This window comes from Chryseobacterium sp. WG14 (assembly GCF_024586945.1).
Lineage (GTDB): Bacteria > Bacteroidota > Bacteroidia > Flavobacteriales > Weeksellaceae > Chryseobacterium.
Genome location: NZ_JALCZD010000021.1, coordinates 1 through 25,486 on the forward strand (window position 1 = coordinate 1; position 25,486 = coordinate 25,486).

1 protein-coding gene is annotated in these 25,486 nt (G+C 40.7%); it reads left to right on the forward strand.

Features of this window, described 5'->3' with window-relative positions; translation table 11 throughout:
• A partial coding sequence (locus MP478_RS22160) for a non-ribosomal peptide synthase/polyketide synthase (RefSeq protein WP_257201688.1) occupies positions 1–25,486 on the forward strand: 25,486 nt, incomplete at both ends.

A 25,486-nucleotide genomic window follows, 5' to 3' on the forward strand; every position in this document is an offset into this window, starting at 1 on the left:
GATTGTGAGCCATGCAGATGGCCGGGTTGTGGATCAGATCACAGAGATTCAGAATAGGATCAGTGAGCTCAATACGCACAGTGACATTAACCTTGCAGCATTGCACCATGACGGACGCAGGATCTTCAGCAGTTTATTTGTGTATGAGAACTATCCTGTACCAAAAGGAGGTGAGGGTAATGAGTTAGGATTTGTGTTCATGGACTCTGTAGAGAAGCTTGATTATCCGTTGGGAATAGTAGCCTATGAACGCGGAGAAGAAGTTTCCCTGACCCTGAATTTTGAAGGATATCTTTTCGATTATTCTGTGATGGAAAGGCTTATCGAAGGAATGAAAACAATCCTTAGCCAGCTTTTGGAAAATCCTGAAATCGAACTGAAAGACCTGTCTTATATTACATTGCATGAATCTGTAAAAATAATGGAGGAGTGGAATGATACAGACTTTTCCTATCCAAATACATCTACAGTTCCTGAACTATTCGAGATTCAGGTTGAGAAGACGCCTGATAATATAGCATTACTATATCAGGAGATTAAATTAACTTACCGTGAGCTTAATGAAAGAGTAAATAGGTTAGCAAATTATCTGGTCAAGAGATACGACCTTCAGCCGGATGATTTAGTTCCGTTATGTTTGGAACGTTCTGAGGATATGTTGATTGCTATTTTAGGGGTAATAAAAGCAGGAGCAGCCTATGTTCCAATAGATCCGTCTTCTCCTGTAGACAGAATAAAATATATACTGGAAGACACGAACGCCAAAGTAGTTTTAGTTCAGGAGAATACCCTGGATAGGGTACAAAATATAGAAAATTTAGAAGCTGTATCCCTGGATGGAGAGGCATTCAAAAAAACGATTAAAAATGTAGACTCCGGAAACCCGATCACAAAACTTACCTCCAGCAACCTTGTCTATGTCATCTACACCAGTGGAACAACAGGAATGCCAAAAGGGGTGATGGTGGAACACAGGAATATAATAAATTTGATTAAGGATGTGTATTCCCGCTATCAACTGCGAGAATCAGATGTTATTTATCAATTTGCTAACTATGTATTTGATCCATCCATAGAACAGATATTAATGGCTGTTTTAAATGGAAATCCTTTGTTATTTATAAAAGATAAAACTTTTTTAAATGAAGAAGTATTTTTGAAAATACTTAATGATAATAATGCTTCCTATATCAACCTTACCCCTTCTGTATTACAGAATATTGATATTACCAGGGTTAAAAGCCTTACAAGATTAGCGTCTGGGGGAGAGGCTCTTACCAACGATCTGTATGCAAAATTAATAAACAAGCATTTTACGCTAATCAATTGCTACGGACCAACGGAAACGACGGTCACGTCTGTAATTAATACGGATCAAAGTATGAACAGTATCGGCCGTCCTATCGGAAATATGAAGGCCTATATACTTGATATCCATATGACCCCGGTTCCTGTAGGGGCTTTGGGCGAACTTTACATTGGGGGAGCGGGTATCACAAGAGGGTATTTAAACCGCCCGGAACTTACCCAGGAACGTTTCATTACAAACCCTTTCCAGACAGAAGACCAAAAGGCTAAAAATACGAATGCCAGACTTTATAAAACAGGAGATCTTGTTCGTTGGCTTCCGGCTGGAAACATAGAATATATTGGTAGAAATGACTTCCAGGTGAAGATAAGAGGATACCGTATTGAATTGGGTGAAATTGAAAACAGACTTCTTCAATATCCGGGAATTCGTCAGGTAGCAGTTCTTGCAAAGGAAAATAATACCGGATTGAAATATATTGTCGGATATTATGTGGCTGATTCTATAATTGATTCAAATCTGCTTTCAGACTTCCTGTCAGAAACCTTACCTGAATATATGGTACCTGTGGCTTTTGTACATCTTGTAACCCTTCCTGTTACTGTCAATGGAAAACTTGACAGAAAACAGCTTCCTGAGCCTGGATTTATCGGAGGGGGCGAATATACCGCTCCTGAGAATGAACTTCAGCAAAAGCTTTGTCAGATCTATGCAGAAGTACTGGGTATTAATGCAGATAGTATCAGTATCCATGATGATTTCTTCCGTCTCGGAGGAAACAGTATCATGTCTATAAAACTGATCAGCAAAATTAAACAGAACCTTGCGTTACAGGTAGATGTAGCCATGGTATTCAGTAATAAAACAGTGGCCTCTCTGGAAAAAGTTCTGAGAGAAAATAGTATTGATGAACAGGTTATTATCACTCCTGTAGCCATTGATTCTCCGGAAGAACAACGATTATCTTTTGCACAGGAAAGACTTTGGTTCATAGAAACGTATGAAGGAGGGAGCAGTGCGTATAATATCCCAATGACAGCACTTCTGGATCAGAAAACGGATGTTTCAATCCTGTGTAAAGCTCTTGAAGCGGTGATCATGCGCCATGAGATCCTTCGTTCGGTAATCCGGACTACAGAAGATGGAACAGGATATCAGGTGGTTACAGATCTTATTCCGGAATTCAAAATAACGGAAGTAGAGACAAGAGAAGAATTAGACAAGCACATATATAAATGTGCCAACAGAATCTTCCGTCTGGATGAAGAAACTCCTGTAGAGATCAATATTTTCAAGCTCAAAGAGCAACATTATATGTCGATGGTAATTCATCACATTGCTTTTGACGGATGGTCTACTGATATATTCCTCAAAGAGATACAAACGATTTATAGATCTCTGATTAATAAAGACAATGCTTCTGAGCTGCCTGCGTTACAATTTCAGTACAAAGATTTTGCTTTATGGCAGCGTAATTATCTTGCAGGAGAGCTTCTTGATCAGCAGATTGGTTACTGGAAAGATCAACTTGATGATTTCCAGAACCTGGATTTGGCTACAGATTTCAAGAGACCTTCTAAGATCTCTTACGAAGGAGAAAATCTATACTTCAGTCTGAATGCTGAACAGGGAGAAAAATTGAAAAATCTTTCAAAAGAACTTGGGGTAAGTCTGTACAGTGTAATGTTGAGTGGATATTATCTGATGCTTTCGGCGTATTCCGGACAGGATGATATCGTAGTGGGAAGTCCTATTGCGAACCGTCACCATGCCGGTCTTGAAGATATCATCGGTTTCTTTGTCAATACATTGGCACTACGAGAAAAAATAAATGCCGAGCAAAGCCTTAAAGACTTTATTCTTCAGGTATCAAAATCTGTAACAGAAGCCCAGTCTCATCAGGATCTTCCATTTGAGAAACTGGTGGAAGAATTAGGAGTAGAACAGGATACATCCAGACATCCGGTTTTCCAGGTGATGTTCGGATTGCAGAACTTTGGAGGAGATGCTTCTTCTGAAAATAACGGAGATGCTTTATTCTATCCTTTTGATGGAGAAATAGATTATCAGGTTGCGAAATTTGACCTGACTACCATGATCGATGATGGTGGAGAAAATATACATGGAATGTTCAATTACGCTAAAGCGGTTTTCTCAAAAGAAACCGTCAGTAATATGATCCATTCCTATGAATTTTTACTGAGTCAGATAGCAGAGGCCGAAGGACAGAAAGATATCAGGCTTTCAGAACTTCATTTTATTCCAGAGGAACAGTATAAAAAAGTAACAGAAGAGTGGAATACCACACATACAGGCTATCAGTCAGAAATGACGGTACATCAGTTATTTGAAAATCAGGTGTTGAAAACCCCGGATCAGACAGCACTGGTATATCAGGATGTTACACTTTCGTACAGCGAGCTGAACGACAGATCAAATCGCCTGGCTAATTACCTTATCCAAACGTACAGTCCTCAACCGGATGATATAATTCCTTTATGTCTTGATCGTTCAGAGCATATGTTGATTGCAATTCTCGCCGTAATGAAAACGGGAGCCGCTTATGTGCCAATGGATCCATCGTATCCTGTGGACAGAATAAAACATATCCTTCAGGATACTAATGCTACAATAGTTCTTACAGAAGAAAAATCTGCAGAAAAGCTCAATGGTTTAGAAAATATAGGGCTATTATCTCTGGATAATGTCAGTCTTAAAGTACAGCTTGAAATAGCAGAGTCTAAAAACCCTGTTACTAAAGTGAATTCCGGCAATCTGGCCTATGTGATTTACACGAGTGGAACAACAGGACTTCCTAAGGGAGTTATGATAGAACATTCGGGAGTGATAAACCTTATAGAATCAATGATTAAGGCTCACCGACTTGAAGAATTACAAGAAGTAGGATGTTACTCGAATTATGTATTTGATGCTTTTGTGTATGAGGCCTTCCCGGTCTTGTGTAATGGAAATACATTATGGCTTTACAGCAATGATCTTAGAACATCCGTAAGCGGGCTTAATGAGTATATTAAAGAAAATAATATAGAAGTTTCGTTTATCCCACCGGTTTTATTAAGAGAAGTGGTAGATAATGGCACCAACCTGAAACTTATTTTTGCCGGAGGAGAGAGTTTCCCTGCTTTGGATAAAAATATAGATGATATTATCCTCGTTAATGAATATGGACCTACCGAAGGAACGGTCTGTGCTACATTACATTACTATAAAGAAGATGGTAATCCGTTGAATATCGGAGGACCTATAGCCAATACTACAGCATATGTTCTTGACGGCCAATATCGTGCTGTTCCTGTCGGGGCAATAGGAGAGCTTTATATCGGAGGAGCTGGAATTGCCAGAGGCTACTTAAACCAGCCTGAATTAACAAAAGAACGTTTCCTTGAAAATCCATTCCAGACTTTAGAACAAAAAGGAAGAGGCGAAAATGGACGGCTATACAAAACCGGCGATTTAGTGCGCTGGTTACCCAATGGCGAGCTTGAATACGTGGGTCGAAATGACTTCCAGGTGAAGATCCGCGGATATAGAATTGAGCTTGGAGAAATCGAAAATATATTGCTTCATTATCCTGGAATCCGTCAGGTAGCTGTTCTGGCCAAAGAAAATAAAGCAGGCTTAAAATATTTGGCAGGATACTATGTGTCAGATTCTCAGATTGACTCCAATTTACTCTCGGAACATCTTTCCGCGAGCTTACCGGAATATATGGTCCCGAGTGCTTTTGTTCATTTAACAGCCTTACCATTAACGATCAATGGAAAACTGGACAGAAAACAACTTCCGGAACCTGAATTTACAGGAAGCAAAAATTATGTTGCTCCTGAAACCGGATTACAGACTAAACTATGTCATATCTATGGCGAAGTATTAGGGATTGATGCTGAAAATATCAGTATTCATGATGACTTCTTTAGATTAGGAGGAAACAGTATCATGGCCATAAAACTGATCAGTAAGATCAAGCAGGTGCTGGATATAAGAGTAGAAGTAGCCATGATTTTCAGCCATAAAACAATTGCTTCTCTTTCCCATATTTTGGCAGATGAAAACACCAGAGGAGAGCAGATTACGATTACTCCTGTAGAAGTAAGTACTCCGGAAGAACAAAGGCTATCCTTTGCACAGGAAAGACTTTGGTTTATAGAAAATTACGAAGGTGGAAGCAGTGCTTATAATATCCCGATGATATTCCGTTTGGATGAAAAAGCAGATATTTCAATACTGTGTAAAGCTTTAGATGCTATTATAATGCGTCATGAAGTGCTTCGTTCAGTCATTCGTACTACCGATAACGGGATAGGATGGCAGTCTGTGGTAGATGATATCCCGGCGATACATCAGCATGAAGTGAAGACAATGGCGGAGCTTGAAGAAAAAGTAAGCAGTGTAGCCAATAAAATCTTCCGTTTGGAAGAAGAATTACCGGTAGATATCAATATATTTAAATTAGAAGAATCTTACTATCTGTCTGTTGTCATACACCATATTGCATTTGACGGATGGTCTACAGAAGTATTCCTAAAAGAATTAATCCCTATTTACAATGCCATTACAGAAGGAAGACCGCATGAGCTTCCTGGCTTAAAAATTCAATATAAAGACTTTGCTTTATGGCAGCGTAATTATCTTACAGGAGAACGTCTTGACCAGCAGATCAGCTACTGGAAAAATAAATTAAGCGGATTCCAAAACCTTGATTTGGCAGCAGATTTCAAGAGACCATCACAAATATCTTATGATGGAGAAAATCTGTACTTTAGCCTGGATGCAGAGCAGACCCTAAGGTTAAAAAACCTTTCGAAAGACCTTGGGGTAAGCTTATACAGTGTATTATTGGGAGGATATTACCTGACGCTTTCAGCCTATTCCGGACAGGACGATATCATAGTAGGAAGTCCTATTGCCAACCGGCACCATGTAGGACTTGAAGATATGATCGGGTTCTTTGTGAATACGCTTGCATTAAGAGAAAACATTGAACCGAGTCAAAGGGTAAAAGATTTCATTCTACAGGTGGCTCAGTCGGTGACAGAGGCCCAGTCTCATCAGGATCTTCCATTTGAAAAATTAGTGGAAGAGCTGGGAGTAGAACAGGACACCTCCCGTCATCCGGTTTTCCAGGTGATGTTTGGTCTTCAAAGTTTTGGTGAAGAGGTTGCTCCATCTGAAAATGAAACGACGATACTTCATCCTTTTAACGGAAATGTGGATTATCAGGTGGCTAAGTTTGATATTACCACGATGATCAATGATATAGGGGAGACTTTACAGGGAATGTTCAACTATGCTAAAGCTGTTTATTCAAAAGAAACAGTTAAAAATATGATGAATTCTTATCTGTTCATGCTTGATCAGATCGCAGGAATTAATCAGCAGGAAAATCTTACATTATCTGAACTAAACCTTATTCCTCAGGACCAATACACGCAGTTATCAGGGTTATGGTCTACAGAAAGTGATTATGCGAGTGACACTACGATTCAGGCGTTATTTGAAGCCCAGGTTGAAAGAACTCCGGATCACATAGCCATAGTATATCAGGATGTAAGGCTGTCTTACCGTGAGCTTAATGAACGTTCAAACCGTCTGGCTCATTACCTTATTGAAACTTACGACCTTCAGCCGGATGACCTCGTTCCATTATGCTTAGAACGTTCAGAAGATATGCTGACGGCTATTCTGGGAGTTTTAAAAGCAGGAGGAGCGTATGTTCCTATGGATCCATCGTATCCTGTAGAGCGAATCCGTCATATCCTTGAAGATACCGGGGCAAAAATAGTCCTGGCTCATAGCATTGCAGCTTCCACCGTTCAGGAAGCATGCGGCGGAATTGATACCTCAGTACTGGTGCTGAATGATGTAGAACTGGAAAGAAACCTTGCTAAAAGCAGCGGGTCCAATCCGGTTACCCAGGTAGGTCCCGATCACTTGGCTTATGTGATCTACACAAGTGGAACCACAGGAATGCCAAAAGGCGTAATGCAGGAGCACAGAAACGTAGCCCGTTTGTTCAGTGCCACCGATCACTGGTATCATTTCAATGACCAGGATGTATGGAGTTTATTCCATTCCTATGTGTTTGACTTTAGTGTATGGGAAATTTGGGGCGCCTTTTTCTATGGTGGAAAACTATTGGTACCGTCCTCAGAACAGACCAAAGACACGAATTTATTCTTCAGTTTATGTCTGAAAGAAGGTCTTACGGTGCTCAACCAGACGCCAACCGCCTTCTATCAGTTTATCGATACCGCTCTTCAGCGCGAAGAAGACCTAGGCAGTCTTCGTTATGTTATATTTGGAGGAGAAGCCTTAAACCTGGCCTCCTTAAAACCTTGGTATGAGCGTTACCGTTCCGCACCAACCCTCATCAACATGTATGGTATTACAGAGACCACGGTCCATGTAACCTATAAGAAGCTGAGTGTAGAAGATCTAGACAGAGCATCTCTGATCGGGGAGAATATTCCGGATCAGGGGATGTATATTTTAGATAATCATCTTCGGGCAGTTCCTATCGGAGCTGTAGGAGAATTGTATGTGGGAGGATCCGGAATTGCACGGGGCTATTTAAACAGGCCAGAATTAACCGCAGAACGTTTCATCCCGAATCCATTCCAGACTTTGGAAGAAAAAGAAGCCGGCAAGAACGGGATCCTGTATAAAACGGGAGACCTTGTCCGTTATCTTTCCGATGGTGAATTAGAATACATTGGCAGAAATGACTTCCAGGTCAAGATCCGTGGGTACAGGATAGAATTAGGAGAGATCGAAAACAGACTCCAGGAATATGCTGAAGTAAGACAATCCGTAGTCTTGGCTAAAGAAAACAAGGCGGGGATGAAATACCTTGTAGGGTATTATGTATCAGACTCTTCTATAGATACCGGTCATCTTACTGCTTTCTTATCGGAAGCTTTACCGGAATATATGGTTCCTGCTGCGTTTGTCCATTTAACCTCTTTACCATTAACGATTAATGGAAAACTGGACAGGAGACAGCTTCCGGAGCCTGAGTTTACGGGAGGCAGAGAATACACAGCACCAGAGAATGAATTGCAGGAAAGACTGTGTCAGATCTATGGAGAAGTTCTGGGTCTGGATGCAGCAACAATTGGAATCAATGATGATTTCTTCAGATTAGGAGGAGACAGTATTATCAGTATTCAGCTTGTCAGCAGAATACGGCAGCGCCTGGAGATAAGAGTAAGTGTTAAAGATGTCTTTACTTCAAGATCCGTATTGAAACTTTCTGAACTGATCGACATCAAAGAAAAAGAAGAGCAGACCCATATTCTGACAGAGCAGGGAACATTGACAGGAGAATTATCCTTCCTTCCTATCCAGGAATGGTTCTTTGATTTGGTAGAACAGGGATATGTAGGAGACCTTAACCATTGGAATCAGTCCTTCTTAATTAAAGTTCCTGAGTTGAGTTCAGAATTACTGGAAGAGAGTGTAAGATTGCTCATTGAAAGACATGATGCATTCAGGATGTATTATCCGAAAGAAAATGAAACTTACACCCAGCAGTATGGAATAGAAACAATATCGGATATCAATTACCTGGATGTATCAGGAATCCCATCAGAAGATCTTCCGGAAATATTGACGGAATGGCAGACGCAATTTAATATAGAAAAAGGCCCGTTATTCCAGATAGGATATAGTAAGGGCTATGAAGACGGAAGCGCAAGAATTTTCTTTGCTCTTCATCACCTGATTGTTGATGCGGTAAGCTGGAGAATTATTACCGAAGATCTTAAGAACATATATCAGACCCTTGAGAAAGGAAATGAAGTGGAAACCCCTGTAAAAGGAAGCAGCTACCGTCAGTGGGTTGAAGCCGTAAAAGGATACAAACAAGATAACCCGGCATCCAGAGAAGAGGAACTTACTTATTGGAATAACACTATTGATACTGTAGGACAAAGTAATAATGCCCTGGCAGAATTATCTTCTTCAGAATATCATTTTGCCAATCTTATGTTGGATCATGGATATACCGAGAAGTTAATCAGAGAAGTGCATCATGTCTATCATACACAGATTAATGATTTGCTATTGTCAGCACTTGCTTCGGCTCTTTCAGATCTTACAGGAGAATCCCGACATGCGGTCCTTCTTGAAGGGCACGGTCGTGAAGATGTTTTCAATAACCTTGATATTACGGAAACTGTAGGATGGTTTACCTCTATGTATCCATTATTACTGGAAACAGGAAATGATGTAAAAGACACGGCTATTCTGACCAAAGAATCGTTGAGGAGTATTCCAAACAATGGAATTGGTTACGGCAGTCTGGTAGGCTATACAAAACATGCTCTTCCAAAAATCAGTTTCAACTATCTTGGACAGCTTGACCAGGAGGAAAGTACCGGAGAAAAAACATGGTTTATTTCCGGAGAAAATAGCGGAAGTTCCATGGGAAGTCAAAACCGGGATAGCTATATGATCAGTATAAACGGGGCGATTGCAGATGGTCAACTTCGCTTTGGACTCTCAGGATATCTTTCACAAGATCAGATCAATCTGCTGACAGAAAGATTTAAAGAATATATAAAACAGACGGTTGACGAACTTCTGGCAGAAACCAGAAGCTGGCTCACTCCATCAGATACAGGAAATATTGTTGGGAAAGAACAGCTGATGTTTATTCAGAAGTCAGGAGCTGTTGAAGGAGTATATCTTGCCAACAGTTTGCAGGAAGGATTTGTATACCATGCACTCAATCAAGGAGATAAGGATGATGCCTACAGGGTACAGCTGGTATGGGATTATATGTCCGGAATGGATTTGAATAAGCTTAAAGATGCATGGGTATACACGCAGGAACAACTTCCTACCTTACGGTTAAGATTTGACTGGAGTGAAGAAATTGTTCAGATTATCGATAAGAAAGGAAACCTGGACTGGCGTTATCATGATATCAGTGAGATGAACGATGAAGATCAGGAAAACCTGGTCAAAGAAATGACTCAAAAAGACCGTTTCGAAGTATACGACTTATCTAAAGGAAGCCTCTTCAGAGTGTATATTTTCAAACGTTCAGAAAACCATTATAGCTGTCTCTTCAGTAATCATCATGCCATTCTTGATGGGTGGAGTATGCCTATATTCCTGACGCTTATTCATGAGGCCTATCTTAAACTTGTTAAAGGACAGGAGCTTTTACCTGTTCCGGATAAAGCGTACGCCGAAGCTCAGAAATACCTTCAGGAAAACAAGGACAGTAACAGCAGTTTCTGGAAAGATTATATGGGACTTCTGGAAGATCGTGAAGATTTGGGAAGCTTAATCAAAGAATCTCAAAAACAGACTGACCTTTCAGAGTATAAACAAATAGTAGATCACCGCTCGATAAAAATGTCGATAGCAGGTGAACAGTATCAGGAACTGAAGAAATTTACATCCGAAAACGGATTTACAATCAATGCTGTACTTCAGTATTTATGGCATAAACAGCTTGGTATCTACAGTGGAGGATCCACAACGGTAGTAGGAACTACGGTATCCGGACGAAGCTTACCGGTGGATGAAATAGAATCTTCCGTAGGACTTTATATTAATACTTTACCTCTTATTGTGAACCATACAGAAGGTAAGGTTATAGATATTATATCAGAGATTCAGCATAGAATCAGTGAGCTGAATACCCATAGCAGTGTGAATCTGGCCAGCCTTCAACATGATGGACGCAGAATTTTCAGCAGCTTATTTGTCTATGAAAACTATCCGGCTCCAAAAGGAGGAGAAGACAATGAATTATCATTTGTTTTTAAAGGTTCCGTAGAACGACTCGACTATCCATTAGGAATAGTAGCCTACGAAACCGGAGAGGAAGTGACGTTAAATATCAGTTATGAAGGATTTTTGTTCGATGAGAAGATGATCAGTCAACTGATCGGAGGAATGAATACTGTTTTAGAACAGATTCTTGAAAATTCTGAAATTTCATCTGATCAACTGTATTATCTTACCAAAGACCAGCACACGCAGTTATCCGGGTTATGGTCTACAGAAAGTGATTATGCGAGTGACACTACAATTCAGGCATTATTTGAAGCCCAGGTTGAAAGAACTCCGGATCACATTGCCATAGTATATCAGGATGTAAGGATGTCTTACCGTGAGCTTAATGATCGTTCAAACCGCTTAGCTCATTACCTTATTGACACTTACGACCTTCAGCCGGATGACCTCGTTCCATTATGCTTAGAACGTTCAGAAGATATGCTGACGGCTATTCTGGGAGTTTTAAAAGCAGGCGGAGCGTATGTTCCTATGGATCCGTCATATCCTGTAGAAAGAATCCGCCATATCCTTGAAGATACCGGGGCAAAAATAGTCCTGGCTCATAGCATTGCAGCTTCCACCGTTCAGGAATCCTGCAGTGGAATTGATACCTCAGTACTTGTGCTGAATGACTCAGAACTGGAAAGAAACCTTGCTAAAAGCAGTGGTTCCAATCCGGTTACCCAGGTAGGTCCTGACCATCTGGCTTATGTGATCTACACAAGCGGAACCACAGGAATGCCAAAAGGCGTAATGCAGATTCACCGAAACGTAGCCCGTTTGTTCAGTGCCACCGATCACTGGTATCATTTCAATGACCGGGATGTATGGAGTTTATTCCATTCCTATGTGTTTGACTTTAGTGTATGGGAAATCTGGGGTGCCTTTTTCTATGGCGGAAAACTATTGGTACCGTCCTCAGAACAGACCAAAGACACAAATTTATTCTTCAGTTTATGTCTGAAAGAAGGTCTTACGGTGCTCAACCAGACGCCAACCGCCTTCTATCAGTTTATCGATACCGCTCTTCAGCGCGAAGAAGACCTAGGCAGTCTTCGTTATGTTATATTTGGAGGAGAAGCCTTAAACCTGGCCTCCTTAAAACCTTGGTATGAGCGTTACCGTTCCGCACCAACCCTCATCAACATGTATGGTATTACAGAGACCACGGTCCATGTAACCTATAAGAAGCTGAGTGTAGAAGATCTAGACAGAGCATCTCTGATCGGGGAGAATATTCCGGATCAGGGGATGTATATTTTAGATAATCATCTTCGGGCAGTTCCTATCGGAGCTGTAGGAGAATTGTATGTGGGAGGATCCGGAATTGCACGGGGCTATTTAAACAGGCCAGAATTAACCGCAGAACGTTTCATCCCGAATCCATTCCAGACTTTGGAAGAAAAAGAAGCCGGCAAGAACGGGATCCTGTATAAAACGGGAGACCTTGTCCGTTATCTTTCCGATGGTGAATTAGAATACATTGGTAGAAATGACTTCCAGGTCAAGATCCGTGGGTACAGGATAGAATTGGGAGAGATCGAAAACAGGCTACAGGAATATCCTGAAGTAAGACAATCCGTAGTATTGGCTAAAGAAAACAAAGCGGGGATGAAATACCTTGTAGGGTATTATGTATCAGATTCTTCCATCGATACCGGTCATCTTACGTCTTTCTTATCGGAAGCTTTACCGGAATATATGGTTCCTGCTGCGTTTGTCCATTTAACCTCTTTACCATTAACGATTAATGGAAAACTGGACAGGAGACAACTGCCTGAGCCTGAATTTACAGGAGGCAGAGAATACACAGCACCAGAGAATGAATTACAGGAAAGACTGTGTCAGATCTATGGAGAAGTTCTGGGTCTGGATGCAGCAACAATCGGAATCAATGATGATTTCTTCAGCCTTGGAGGAAACAGTATCATGGCGATAAAATTGATTAGCGGTATCAAACGTGTGTTGAATACACAGGTGGGAGTTGCTGTGATATTTGGTCATAAAACAGTAGCCTCACTTTCAAACGCATTGGCCAATCAGAATAATGATGAGCAGGTAAGTATTACTCCTGTAAAAGTCAATTCTCCGGAAGAGCAGAGGTTGTCCTTTGCCCAGGAAAGACTTTGGTTTATAGAAACCTATGAAGGAGGAAGTAGTGCTTATAACGTTCCGATGACTGTTCGCCTTAATGAGAAAACAGACATTTTAGCACTTTGCAAAGCATTGGAAACCATTGTAATGCGTCATGAAGTTTTGAGAAGTATTATCCTTTCTACAGAGGAAGGAAAAGGCTATCAGCTGGTGACAGACCGTGTTCCGGAAATGCATAGGCATCATGTAGAAACAAGAGCAGAACTTGATGAGGTGGTCAACAGAATTTCAAATAAAGTTTTCCGTCTGGATGAAGAGCTTCCTATAGAAGTGAATATCTTCAGCTTAGGAGATGAACATTATCTGTCAGTGGTAATCCATCACATTGCTTTTGATGGTTGGTCTACCGATATATTCTTACAGGAAATACAAACCGTTTACGAAGCTCTTATCAATGGAAAATCTCCTCAGCTTCCGGAATTAAAGATTCAATATAAAGACTTTGCTTTATGGCAGAGAAACTATCTGACAGGGGGTCGATTGGATAGCCAGGTTGGGTATTGGAAAAACAAACTTGATGATTTCCAGAACCTTAATTTACCTGCAGATTTCAAAAGACCGGCTCAGGTATCCTACGAAGGAGAAACTATTAATTTTATTGTTGATCCAAAAGTTGCCCAAAGTCTTAGAAATACATCCAGAAAACTGGGCGTGAGTTTATACAGCGTCATGCTGGGTGGATATTACCTGATGCTTTCTGCCTACTCAGGACAGGACGATATTGTGGTAGGAAGCCCTATTGCGAACCGTCATCATGCAGGACTCGAAGATATCATCGGTTTCTTTGTCAATACCCTTGCATTAAGAGAAAATATTGACCCTGAACAGAGTCTCAGAAACTTTATTCTTCAGGTATCAAAATCCGTAACAGAAGCCCAGTCTCATCAGGATCTTCCATTTGAAAAGTTAGTGGAAGAATTAGGAGTGGAACAGGATACATCCAGACATCCGGTCTTCCAGGTGATGTTTGGTCTTCAGAGTTTTGGTAGAGATACCCATGATGGGGAAGCATTGTTTGCTCCTTTCGATGGAGAAGTAGACTATCAGGTAGCGAAGTTTGATCTGACGACTATGATTGATGATGGTGAAGAAACCGTCCGTGGAATGTTTAATTATGGCAAGGCTATTTTCGCTAGAGAAACGGTCAATAATATGATCGGTTCCTATCAGTATATTCTTGAACAGGCTTTTGGTGCTCATGAGCATACACTTGAAAATGTTAAGCTTTGTGATCTTCCTCTAATACCCGCAGACAGTAAGAAAAAAGTAACGGAAGATTGGAATACGACAGCATCTGTGTATGTGGAAGAAACCATTCATAAGCTATTTGAAAATCAGGTTTCAAAGACTCCTGATCAGATTGCTTTGGTTTATCAGGATGTTCATTTATCCTACAGAGAATTGAATGAAAGAGCAAATCGTCTGGCGAATTACCTTATTGCAACTTACAACATTCAGCCTGACGATATTATTCCTCTGTGTTTAGAACGCTCTGAGAATATGCTGATTGCAATTCTCGCAGTACTGAAATCGGGAGCGGCTTATGTGCCAATGGATCCATCCTATCCGGTGGAGAGAATAGAACACATTCTTCAGGATACAGGAGCAAGATTAATTCTTAGTCAGGAAAGTACAGCAGAAAAAGTACGAGATCTGGTGGTAGAATCCATTTCCTTAGATGACATTTCCTTTAAAGCACAGCTTGAACTCACAGATTCAAATAATCCGGTCACTTCAGTTACACCTGAAAACCTGGCTTATGTCATCTACACCAGCGGAACAACAGGACTTCCAAAAGGAGTAATGGTAGAACACAGAAATGTAGCCAACTTAATACAGCAGGAAGCCAAAGAATTTGGGTTGATTTCTGACGGGCTTAAAAACTGTCTTTGGTATGCTAATTACGTGTTTGATGCCCATGTATGGGAGTTGTATCCTGTCATTACTCATGGTCACAGTATCTATATTTTAGACAAAGAAAAACAGACCGATATTGCTGCTTTACAACAGTATATAGAAACCAATCATATCCGTATTGCCACCATACCGCCTGTTCTTTTAACCAAAGATTATATTCTGCCTTTAGAAAAGCTTGTCGTAGCGGGAGATGTAACAAATCCACAACTGATGGCTCTTTATCAGGCTAAAGGAGTAGATATTATTAATGCTTATGGCCCTACAGAAGGAACTGTTTGTGCGACGTTGCATCACTATAATGAAGATGGAAATCCATTAAATATTGGAGGCCCTATCGGAAATATGACAAGTTATGTACTGGACAACCATATGCGGCCGGTTCCAGTGGGTGCTGTAGGGGAGCTTTATATCGGAGGAGCAGGTATTGCCAGAGGCTATTTAAACAGACCGGATTTAACCGAAGAACGATTCATATTAAATCCGTTCCAGACCGAAGATCAAAAGACGGGAAGTCAGAATGAACGCTTATATAAAACAGGCGATTTAGTACGCTGGTTAGCTAATGGCGAGCTTGAATATATTGGCAGAAATGACTTCCAGGTAAAAATCCGTGGTTACAGAATTGAATTAGGGGAGATTGAAAATACATTGCTTCATTACCCTGGGGTCCGTCAGGTAGCTGTTCTGGCCAAAGAAAATAAAACAGGCTTAAAATACCTGGCAGGCTATTATGTATCAGATTCAGTGATTGATTCCAATCTCCTTTCTGAACACCTTTCTGCGAGCTTACCGGAATATATGGTACCAGGTGCTTTTGTTCATTTGAATGTTTTACCATTAACGATCAATGGAAAACTGGACAGAAAGCAGCTTCCGGAACCTGAGTTCACAGGAGGTAAAGGTTATATTGCTCCCCAAACGGATCTTCAGGTCAAACTGTGTCAGATTTATGGTGATGTGTTAGGTCTTGATGCGTCAGGGATCAGTATCGAAGACGATTTCTTCAGATTAGGAGGAGACAGTATCATCAGTATTCAGCTGGTAGGAAGAATCAGACAGCAACTGGATATAAGAGTAAGTGTTAAAGAAGTATTTACGGCCAGAACTGCTGCTGCTTTGTCTTTACTTATCGAAGAGAAAAGTCAAAATGAAGCAATCCATATTTTGGCAGAACAAGGAATATTGGACGGAAAAGTTTCATTACTTCCGATCCAGGAATGGTTCTTCAGTCAGAAAGAATTAGGATATTTGGTAGATTTTAACCACTGGAATCAGGCCTTCCTGATCAATGTACCTCAGCTAAATAAGGAACTTTTGGAGAAAAGCGTCCGCCTGCTCATTGAAAAACATGATGCATTTAGAATTCATTATCCAAAAGAAAATGGAATGTATTCCCAGCAATATGGATTAGAAGCCACTCCGGAAATCAGCTATCTCGATACTTCGGATATGACAATGGAGGAGCTTTCTCAGCTCTTTACCCAATGGCATGCCCAGTTTGATATAGAAAAAGGACCATTGTACCGTATTGTGTATATAACAGGATATGAAGATGGAGGCACCAGAATCTTTTTTGCATTCCATCACCTTATCATCGATACGGTAAGCTGGAGAATCATTACCGATGACTTAAAAAACATATATCAGACTCTTGAAAGAGGAGAAGACTTTAAAGCAGCCCAAAAAGGAAGCAGCTACCGTCAATGGGTGGATGCTGTAAAAGGGTATAAGGCAGAAACTCCGAAATCCAGAGATAAAGAACTTGCTTACTGGAATAAAACGACAGAAATAGTCAGTGGAATTAATAAAACATTGGAGGCTATTTCTATACCGGAAAGCAACCATGATATTCTTCTTTTAGATAAAGAAAATACAGAAAAGCTTATCAGAGGCAGCCATCATGTATATCAGACAAGGATTAATGATCTGCTATTATCGGCATTAGCTTCAGCCCTTACAGAGCTTACAGGAGAATCCCATCATGCGGTTTTACTGGAAGGTCATGGTCGTGAAGATGTTTTCCCTAGCTTAGACATTACAGAAACACTAGGATGGTTCACTTCAATGTATCCGTTATTACTTGAAACTGGGAAAAAGCTCAATGATACGGTAGTATTGACTAAAGAGGCATTAAGAAGCGTTCCAGATAATGGAATTGGCTACGGAAGCCTTGTAGGATATACAAAACATGAACTTCCAAAAATCAGCTTCAACTATCTTGGGCAGCTTGACCAGGAAGAAGGGGCTGCTGAGAAAGCGTGGTTTATTGCAGCAGAAGACAGTGGACTTTCTATCGGAGCATCAAATAAAGAAAGCTATATTATAGGGATCAATGGTGCGGTTGTAGACGGTCAGCTTCGCTTCAGCGTTTCTGCACATCTGTCTCAGGATCAGGTAAAACGGATTACTCAGAAGTTCAAAGATTATATCATTGATATTATAGATGAGCTTTCCAAAAATACACGAAGCTTCCTTACCCCTTCAGATATAGAAAACATTGTAGATAAAGAACAGCTTGATACCATCCAGGAAAATGGAGAAGTAGAAGGGGTATTCTTAGCTAACAGTTTACAGGAAGGGTTTGTATATCATGCTCTAAAACAAGGGGATACGGATGATGCGTACCGGGTACAGCTGATTTGGGATTATAGGTCTGAAATGAATGTTGAAACGCTTAAAAAAGCGTGGTTCCACACTCAACAGCAGTTCCCGGCATTGAGGCTCAGGTTCAACTGGAGCGGAGAGATCGTTCAGATTATCGACAGGGAAAGCCCACTTGACTGGAGATTTGAGAATCTAAGCGGAATGGAGGAGAGTCAACAGGAAGAATTGATCCGCGATGTCACTCAGAAGGACCGTTTTGAAGTCTATGACCTGTCAAAAGGAGGATTATTCAGAATATACTTATTTAAACGTTCAGATAAACATTATACCTGTCTATTCAGTAATCACCATGCTGTTTTGGATGGATGGAGTATGCCTATCGTACTCAAAAGTATCCATGATATCTATCTGAACCTTATCAAAAAACGGGATCCGGGCTTTGTAATGGATCATGCCTATGTTAACACTCAGAAATACCTTCAGCAGCATAAAGACAGCAGCCGAAGTTTCTGGAAAACCTATATGAGCCTGCTTCAGGATCAGGAAGACTTAAGCAGCCTGATGAAAGAATCCCAAAGACATATTGATCTTGGAACCTACCGTCAGATAGAGGATCATCAGTTTGTAAAAATGACGCTGGCAGATGATCAGTACCAACAACTGAAAAAATTCACTGCCAAAAATGGATTTACGGTGAATGCTGTTCTGCAATATCTGTGGCATAGCCAGCTGGGTATGTATAGTGGAGTAGAAACAACGGTGGTAGGGACTACAGTCTCCGGACGAAGCCTTCCTGTTGATGATATAGAATCATCTGTCGGGTTGTTTATCAATACACTTCCACTTATTGTAGAGCATACAGAAAGTAAAGTAGTGGATATCATTTCCGATATTCAGCAGAGAATCAGTGAGCTTAACACGCACAGTGATGTCAGCCTTGGAGAGCTTCAACATGATGCACGACGCATGTTCAGCAGCTTATTTGTATATGAGAACTATCCGGTACCGGCAGGAGGAGATGACAGTAATGAATTAGGATTTGTTTTCAAAGGTTCTGTAGAAAAATTGGATTATCCGCTGGGAATAATGGCTTATGAACAGGGAGAGAGCGTAACGATGAAAATCAATTATGAAGGAGTTCTTTTTGAGCAGAAAACCATGGAGCAGCTGATGGAAGGGATGAAATCTGTTTTAGGACAGGTATTAAAAAACTGGGAGATCACTTCAGATCAGCTTTCATATGTTTCTGAAAATCAGTTGAACCTGATAAAATCCTGGAACCATACAGTTTCTGATTTTTCTTCAGATAAAACGATTCATGAACTGTTTGAAAACCAGGTTTCAAAAACGCCTGATCATATTGCATTGGTATACCAGAATGTTAAGTTATCCTATAGTGAGCTGAATAAGAAAGCGAATCGATTGGCCAACTATCTGATTAAAACCTATGATCTTCAACCTGATGATATGGTACCATTATGTCTGGAAAGATCAGAGTATATGTTGATTGCGATATTAGCCGTATTGAAGACTGGAGCAGCCTATGTACCAATGGATCCGTCTTATCCTTCAGACAGGATAGAGCATATCCTTCATGATACAGGAGCAAAACTGGTTCTTGGAGATGAAGAAACAATAGATAGGGTACAGAAGATGGATGTAGATGCCATTTCCCTGGATCAGGTTGCTTTCCAGGATGAGATTAAGAGAGAATCTTCGGAAGCTCCTGTGACTACAGTTAAATCCCATAACCTAGCTTATGTAATTTACACCAGTGGAACAACAGGACTTCCAAAAGGAGTTATGGTAGAGCACAGAAATGTAGCCAACTTAATAGAACAGGAAGCTAAAGAATTTGGATTGAAATCTGATGGGACGATCCATAAAAACTGTCTGTGGTATGCGAGCTATGTATTCGATGCCCATGTATGGGAATTGTATCCTGTTATTACTCATGGCCATAGCATCTATTTACTGGAAAAAGAAAAAAGGATTGATCTTTCCGAATTACAGGAATATATAGAAGAACACAATATTAGTATAGCGACTATTCCGCCAATCCTTTTGACGGATGAATATATACTTCTTTTAGAGAAATTGGTAGTGGCTGGAGATGTAACGAACCCTCAGGTAATGAAGCTTTATAAAGAATATGGAGTAGACATTATCAATGCCTACGGTCCAACCGAAGGAACAGTGTGTGCCACATTACACCACTATAACGAGGATGGTAATCCATTGAATATTGGAAAAGCCATCGGAAATATGACGGCTTATGTATTGGATAAGAATCTTCGTCAGGTTCCTGTAGGGGTAATAGGAGAGCTTTATATCGGAGGAGCAGGTATTGCCAGAGGATATTTAAACAGACCGGAACTTACGGAAGAACGCTTTATGCTGAACCTGTTCCAGACTACAGAGCAGAAGGAAAGAGGTGAAAACGGACGATTATATAAAACCGGTGATTTAGTACGTTGGTTGTCTAATGGAGAATTAGAATATATTGGAAGAAATGACTTCCAGGTAAAAATCCGTGGTTACAGAATTGAACTTGGAGAAATTGAAAACAGGGTGCTTCAGTATCCTGATGTCCGTCAGGCCGCAGTATTGGCAAAAGAAAATAATGATGGGATGAAATATCTGACAGCCTATTATGTGTCAGATTCATCAGTAGATCCAGGTCTGCTTTTTGACTTCCTGTCACAGGTTCTTCCAGATTATATGTTGCCGGGTGCTTTTGTTCATTTGAATGTTTTACCATTAACAATCAATGGAAAGCTAGACAGAAAGCAGCTTCCGGAACCTGATTTTACAGGGAACAAAAAACAGATCATTCCGGAAAATGAATTACAGGCGAAACTATGTGATATTTATGGTGAGGTACTGAAGGTTGATCCGTCCAGTATAAGTATCGATGATGACTTCTTCAGGCTTGGAGGAAACAGTATCATGGCCATAAAACTGATCGGAAAAATTAAGCAGGAACTAAAACTTCAGATAGGAGTCACTGAGGTTTTCAATCATAAAACGATTGCTTCTCTTTCAACTGTTTTAGCAGATGAAAATAATACAGGTGAACAAATCATCATTACTCCTGTAAAAGTAGACTCTCCTGAAAAACAAAGATTGTCTTTTGCTCAGGAAAGACTATGGTTTATAGAATCTTATGAGGGAGGAAGCAGTGCTTATAACATTCCTATCACGACAATGCTGGATAAGAATATACAGCTTGATCTTCTTCAGAAGTCTCTGGAAATGGTCATTATGCGCCATGAAGTGCTACGCTCGATGATCCGGGCTACAGAAGAAGGGGTAGGTTACCAGGTGGTTACAGACCTTATTCCGGAATTTAAAATCACAGAAGTAAAAACGAGAGAAGAATTAGAAGAGAATATAAACAGGTGTGCCAACAAGGTATTCCGTGTAGAGGAAGAACTTCCTGTGGCAGTAAATGTTTTCAGTTTAGAAAACAATCATTATCTGTCTGTTGTCGTTCATCATATTGCTTTTGACGGATGGTCTACAGATGTCTTCCTGAAAGAACTTGCAACAATGTATTATAAGCTTTCCGGCAGAGAAATCGCAGAGCTTCCTCCATTAAAGGTTCAGTACAAAGACTTTGCACTATGGCAGCGTAATTATCTTGCAGGAGAACGTCTTGATAAGCAGATTGACTATTGGAAAAATAAGCTTGATGATTTCCATAATTTAGATTTACCTACGGATTTCAGACGGCCGTCTCAAATTTCTTACGAAGGGGAAAATCTATACTTTATCCTGGATGCAGAACGGGGAGAAAAATTAAGAAACCTTTCAAAAGAATTGGGCGTAAGTCTGTACAGCTTGATGCTGGGAGGCTATTATCTGATGCTTTCTGCCTATTCAGGACAGGATGATATTGTAGTAGGAAGCCCAATTGCGAACCGTCATCATGCTGGGCTTGAAGACATCATTGGTTTCTTTGTCAATACATTGGCACTAAGAGAAAGTATTGATCCTGAGCAAACCCTTAAAGACTTCATTCTTCAGGTTTCAAAATCAATCACAGAAGCGCAGTCTCATCAGGATCTTCCATTTGAGAAGTTAGTGGAAGAACTAGGAGTAGAGCAGGATACCTCCAGACACCCGATTTTCCAGGTGATGTTTGGTCTCCAAAGTTTTGGAGGAGGAGATGCTAAAGTAAATGATGAAGACGTTTTATTCTATCCTTTTGATGGAGAAGTAGACTATCAGGCGGCAAAATTTGACCTGACGACAATGGTTGATGATCATGGAGGAGACCTCCGTATCATGTTCAATTATGCAAAATCACTGTTTAAAAAAGATACAATTGTCCGTATGGCCGGATCTTACCAGCTTCTTTTAGATCAATTGATTCAGGTTGATATTCATCATACAAGAGTTTGCGGACTTTCTCTGCTACAGGAAGACGAATATAAAATGACCGTGGAAAGCTGGAATGATACGCGGGAAGAATATGCAAAAGACCTGACAGTTCATCAGTTATTTGAAAATCAGGTGTTGAAAACCCCGGATCAGACAGCGGTAGTATATCAGGATGTCAGACTTTCTTACAGAGAGCTGAATGACCGATCAAACCGCCTGGCCAATTACCTTCTTGAAACGTACGATCTTCAGCCTGACGACATTATTCCTTTATGCTTAGATCGTTCGGAGTATATGCTGATTGCAATTCTTGCTGTAATGAAAACAGGAGCGGCCTATGTTCCGATGGATCCGTCCTATCCTGCAGACAGAATAAAACATATCCTTCAGGATACCGATGCAAAACTTGTTTTAGGGCAGGAAATTACAACAGAAAAGTTGGAAGACCTGGGGGTAGAATGTATCACTTTAGATGAGGTAAACATTAAAGCACAGCTTGAACTCACAGATTCAAATAATCCTGTTACCCAGGTGAATTCAGGTAACCTTGCCTATGTCATTTATACGAGTGGAACAACAGGACTTCCTAAGGGAGTAATGATTGAACATTCCGGGGTGATAAACCTTATAAGATCAATGATTAAGGCTCACCGACTTGAAGAATTCAAGGAAGTAGGATGTTACTCCAATTATGTATTCGACGCCTTTGTTTATGAGGCTCTCACGGTATTGTGTAATGGAAACACCTTGTGGGTTTACAGCAATGACCTTAGAACATCTGTAGGAGAACTTAACGAATATATCAGAGAAAATAATATAGAGGTATCGTTTATTCCACCAGTTTTATTGAGAGAAGTTGTAAACAATGGCACCAACCTGAAATTGATTTTTGCCGGAGGAGAAAGTTTCCCTGCTTTGGATAAAAATATTGATGATATTATACTTGTCAATGAGTACGGTCCAACCGAGGGCACAGTGTGTGCAACATTGCATTATTATAAGGAAGATGGTAACCCGTTGAATATTGGAGGTCCTATTGGGAATATGACGACTTATGTGTTGGATGACCATATGCGACCGGTTCCAGTGGGAGCTGTAGGAGAGCTTTATATCGGAGGAGCCGGAATTGCACGAGGTTATTTAAACCGCCCGGATTTAACAGAAGAACGTTTCCTTGATAACCCATTCCAGACATTATCCCAAAAAGCAAGAGGCGAAAACAGCCGCTTATACAAAACGGGAGACTTAGTACGCTGGCTGGCTAATGGAGAATTAGAATATATTGGAAGGAACGACTTCCAGGTAAAAATCCGGGGCTATAGAATTGAATTAGGAGAGATTGAAAATACCTTACTTCATTACCCTGGAATCCGTCAGGCAGCTGTTTTGGCTAAAGAAAACAAAGCAGGCTTAAAATATCTTGCAGGATATTATGTATCAGATACAGAGATTGATTCCAATTTACTCTCAGAACATTTGTCAGAGCGTTTACCGGAATATATGGTACCAGGTGCTTTTGTACACTTAACAGCGTTGCCATTAACGATCAATGGAAAACTAGATAGAAAACAACTTCCGGAACCTGAATTTACAGGAAGCAAAGATTATGTTGCTCCCCAAACGGATCTTCAGGTCAAACTGTGCCAGATCTATGGGGATGTTTTGGGTCTTGATGCTGCAAGTATCAGTATCGAAGATGATTTCTTCCGCTTAGGAGGCGACAGTATCATCAGTATCCAGCTGGTAGGAAGAATCAGACAACAATTAGAAGTAAGACTAAGTGTAAAAGAAGTCTTTACGGCCCGCAGCGTATCATCATTGTCGTTACTCATAGAAGAAAAGAAACAGACAGAAGGAGAACATATCCTTTCCGAGCAAGGTATATTAGAAGGGGGAGTTTCCTTACTTCCTGTTCAGGATTGGTTCTTCAGCCAGAAAGAACAGGGTTATCTTGGAGATTTCAATCACTGGAATCAGGCCTTTTTGATCAATGTGCCAGAGCTTGATAAAGAGTTACTGGAAACCTCCATCCATCATTTAGTGGAAAGACATGATGCATTCAGGTTTTATTATCCAAAAGCAGATGGTGTTTATACCCAGGCATATAGCAGTGAGGAATCCGTAGCGGGTATCAATTACCTTGATGCTCCAGGATTAAGTGCAGAAGAATTGTCTAAGACTTTCACGGCCTGGCAGTCCGGCTTTGATATTGAAAACGGACCATTGTATCAGATTGGTTATATTGGTGGTAATCAGGATGGAAGTGCAAGGATTTACTTTGCCCTTCATCATTTGATCATTGATGCTGTAAGCTGGAGGATTATTACCGAAGACTTAAAGAATATTTACCAGTCTCTTGAAAAAGGAGATACAGAATACATTACGGGTCATGTAAAAGGGACAAGCTACCGCCAATGGGTGGAAGCTGTACGAAGCTATAAAACAGAAAACCCGGAATCCCGGGCCCAGGAGCTGTTGTACTGGAATGCCACGGCTGAAACCGTAGAATCTAACAATGCTGCGCTAAGCAGTTTCATTGGCAAAGAGCACCACCACGGTCATTTGATGCTAAGTAAAGAGATGACCGAATCGTTGATCAGAAAGACCCATCATGCATACCATACCCAAATCAATGATCTTCTTCTCTCAGCGTTATCCCTTTCGCTTTCAGGATTAACCGGAGAGGAAAGCCATTCCGTATTGCTGGAGAGCCATGGTCGTGAAGAAGTCTTTGGGAACTTAGATATCACCGAAACTGTAGGTTGGTTTACCACAATGTATCCATTACTGCTGAAGAAAGGGAAAGACCTTTCGGATACAGTGGTATTGACCAAAGAATCCCTGCGACGTATTCCAAATAACGGAATTGGTTATGGTAGTTTGATAGGCTATATAGAACGTGAGCTACCTAAGATCAGCTTCAACTATCTTGGACAGCTGGACCAGGAAGATGTCTCCGGCGAGAAGAGCTGGTTTATCGCAGCTGAAGACAGTGGATTAGGGGTAGGAAGTAATAACCGCGACAGCCATTATATCAGCATCAATGGAGCTGTTGTGGATGGGCAATTACGCTTTGGCGTTACCGGTTACCTTCAGGAAGAAGAGATTACTTTACTGTCAGAAGGCTTTAAGAGCCATTTGGAATCTATCATTACCTTGCTTTCCGAAGAGGATCGAAGCTACCTGACTCCATCTGATATAGACTATATTGTAGAGCAGGAACAGCTATTTGGTATTCAGGAGAAAGGGGAAATTGAAGGGGTTTATTTAGCGAACAGCTTACAGGAAGGCTTTGTGTAC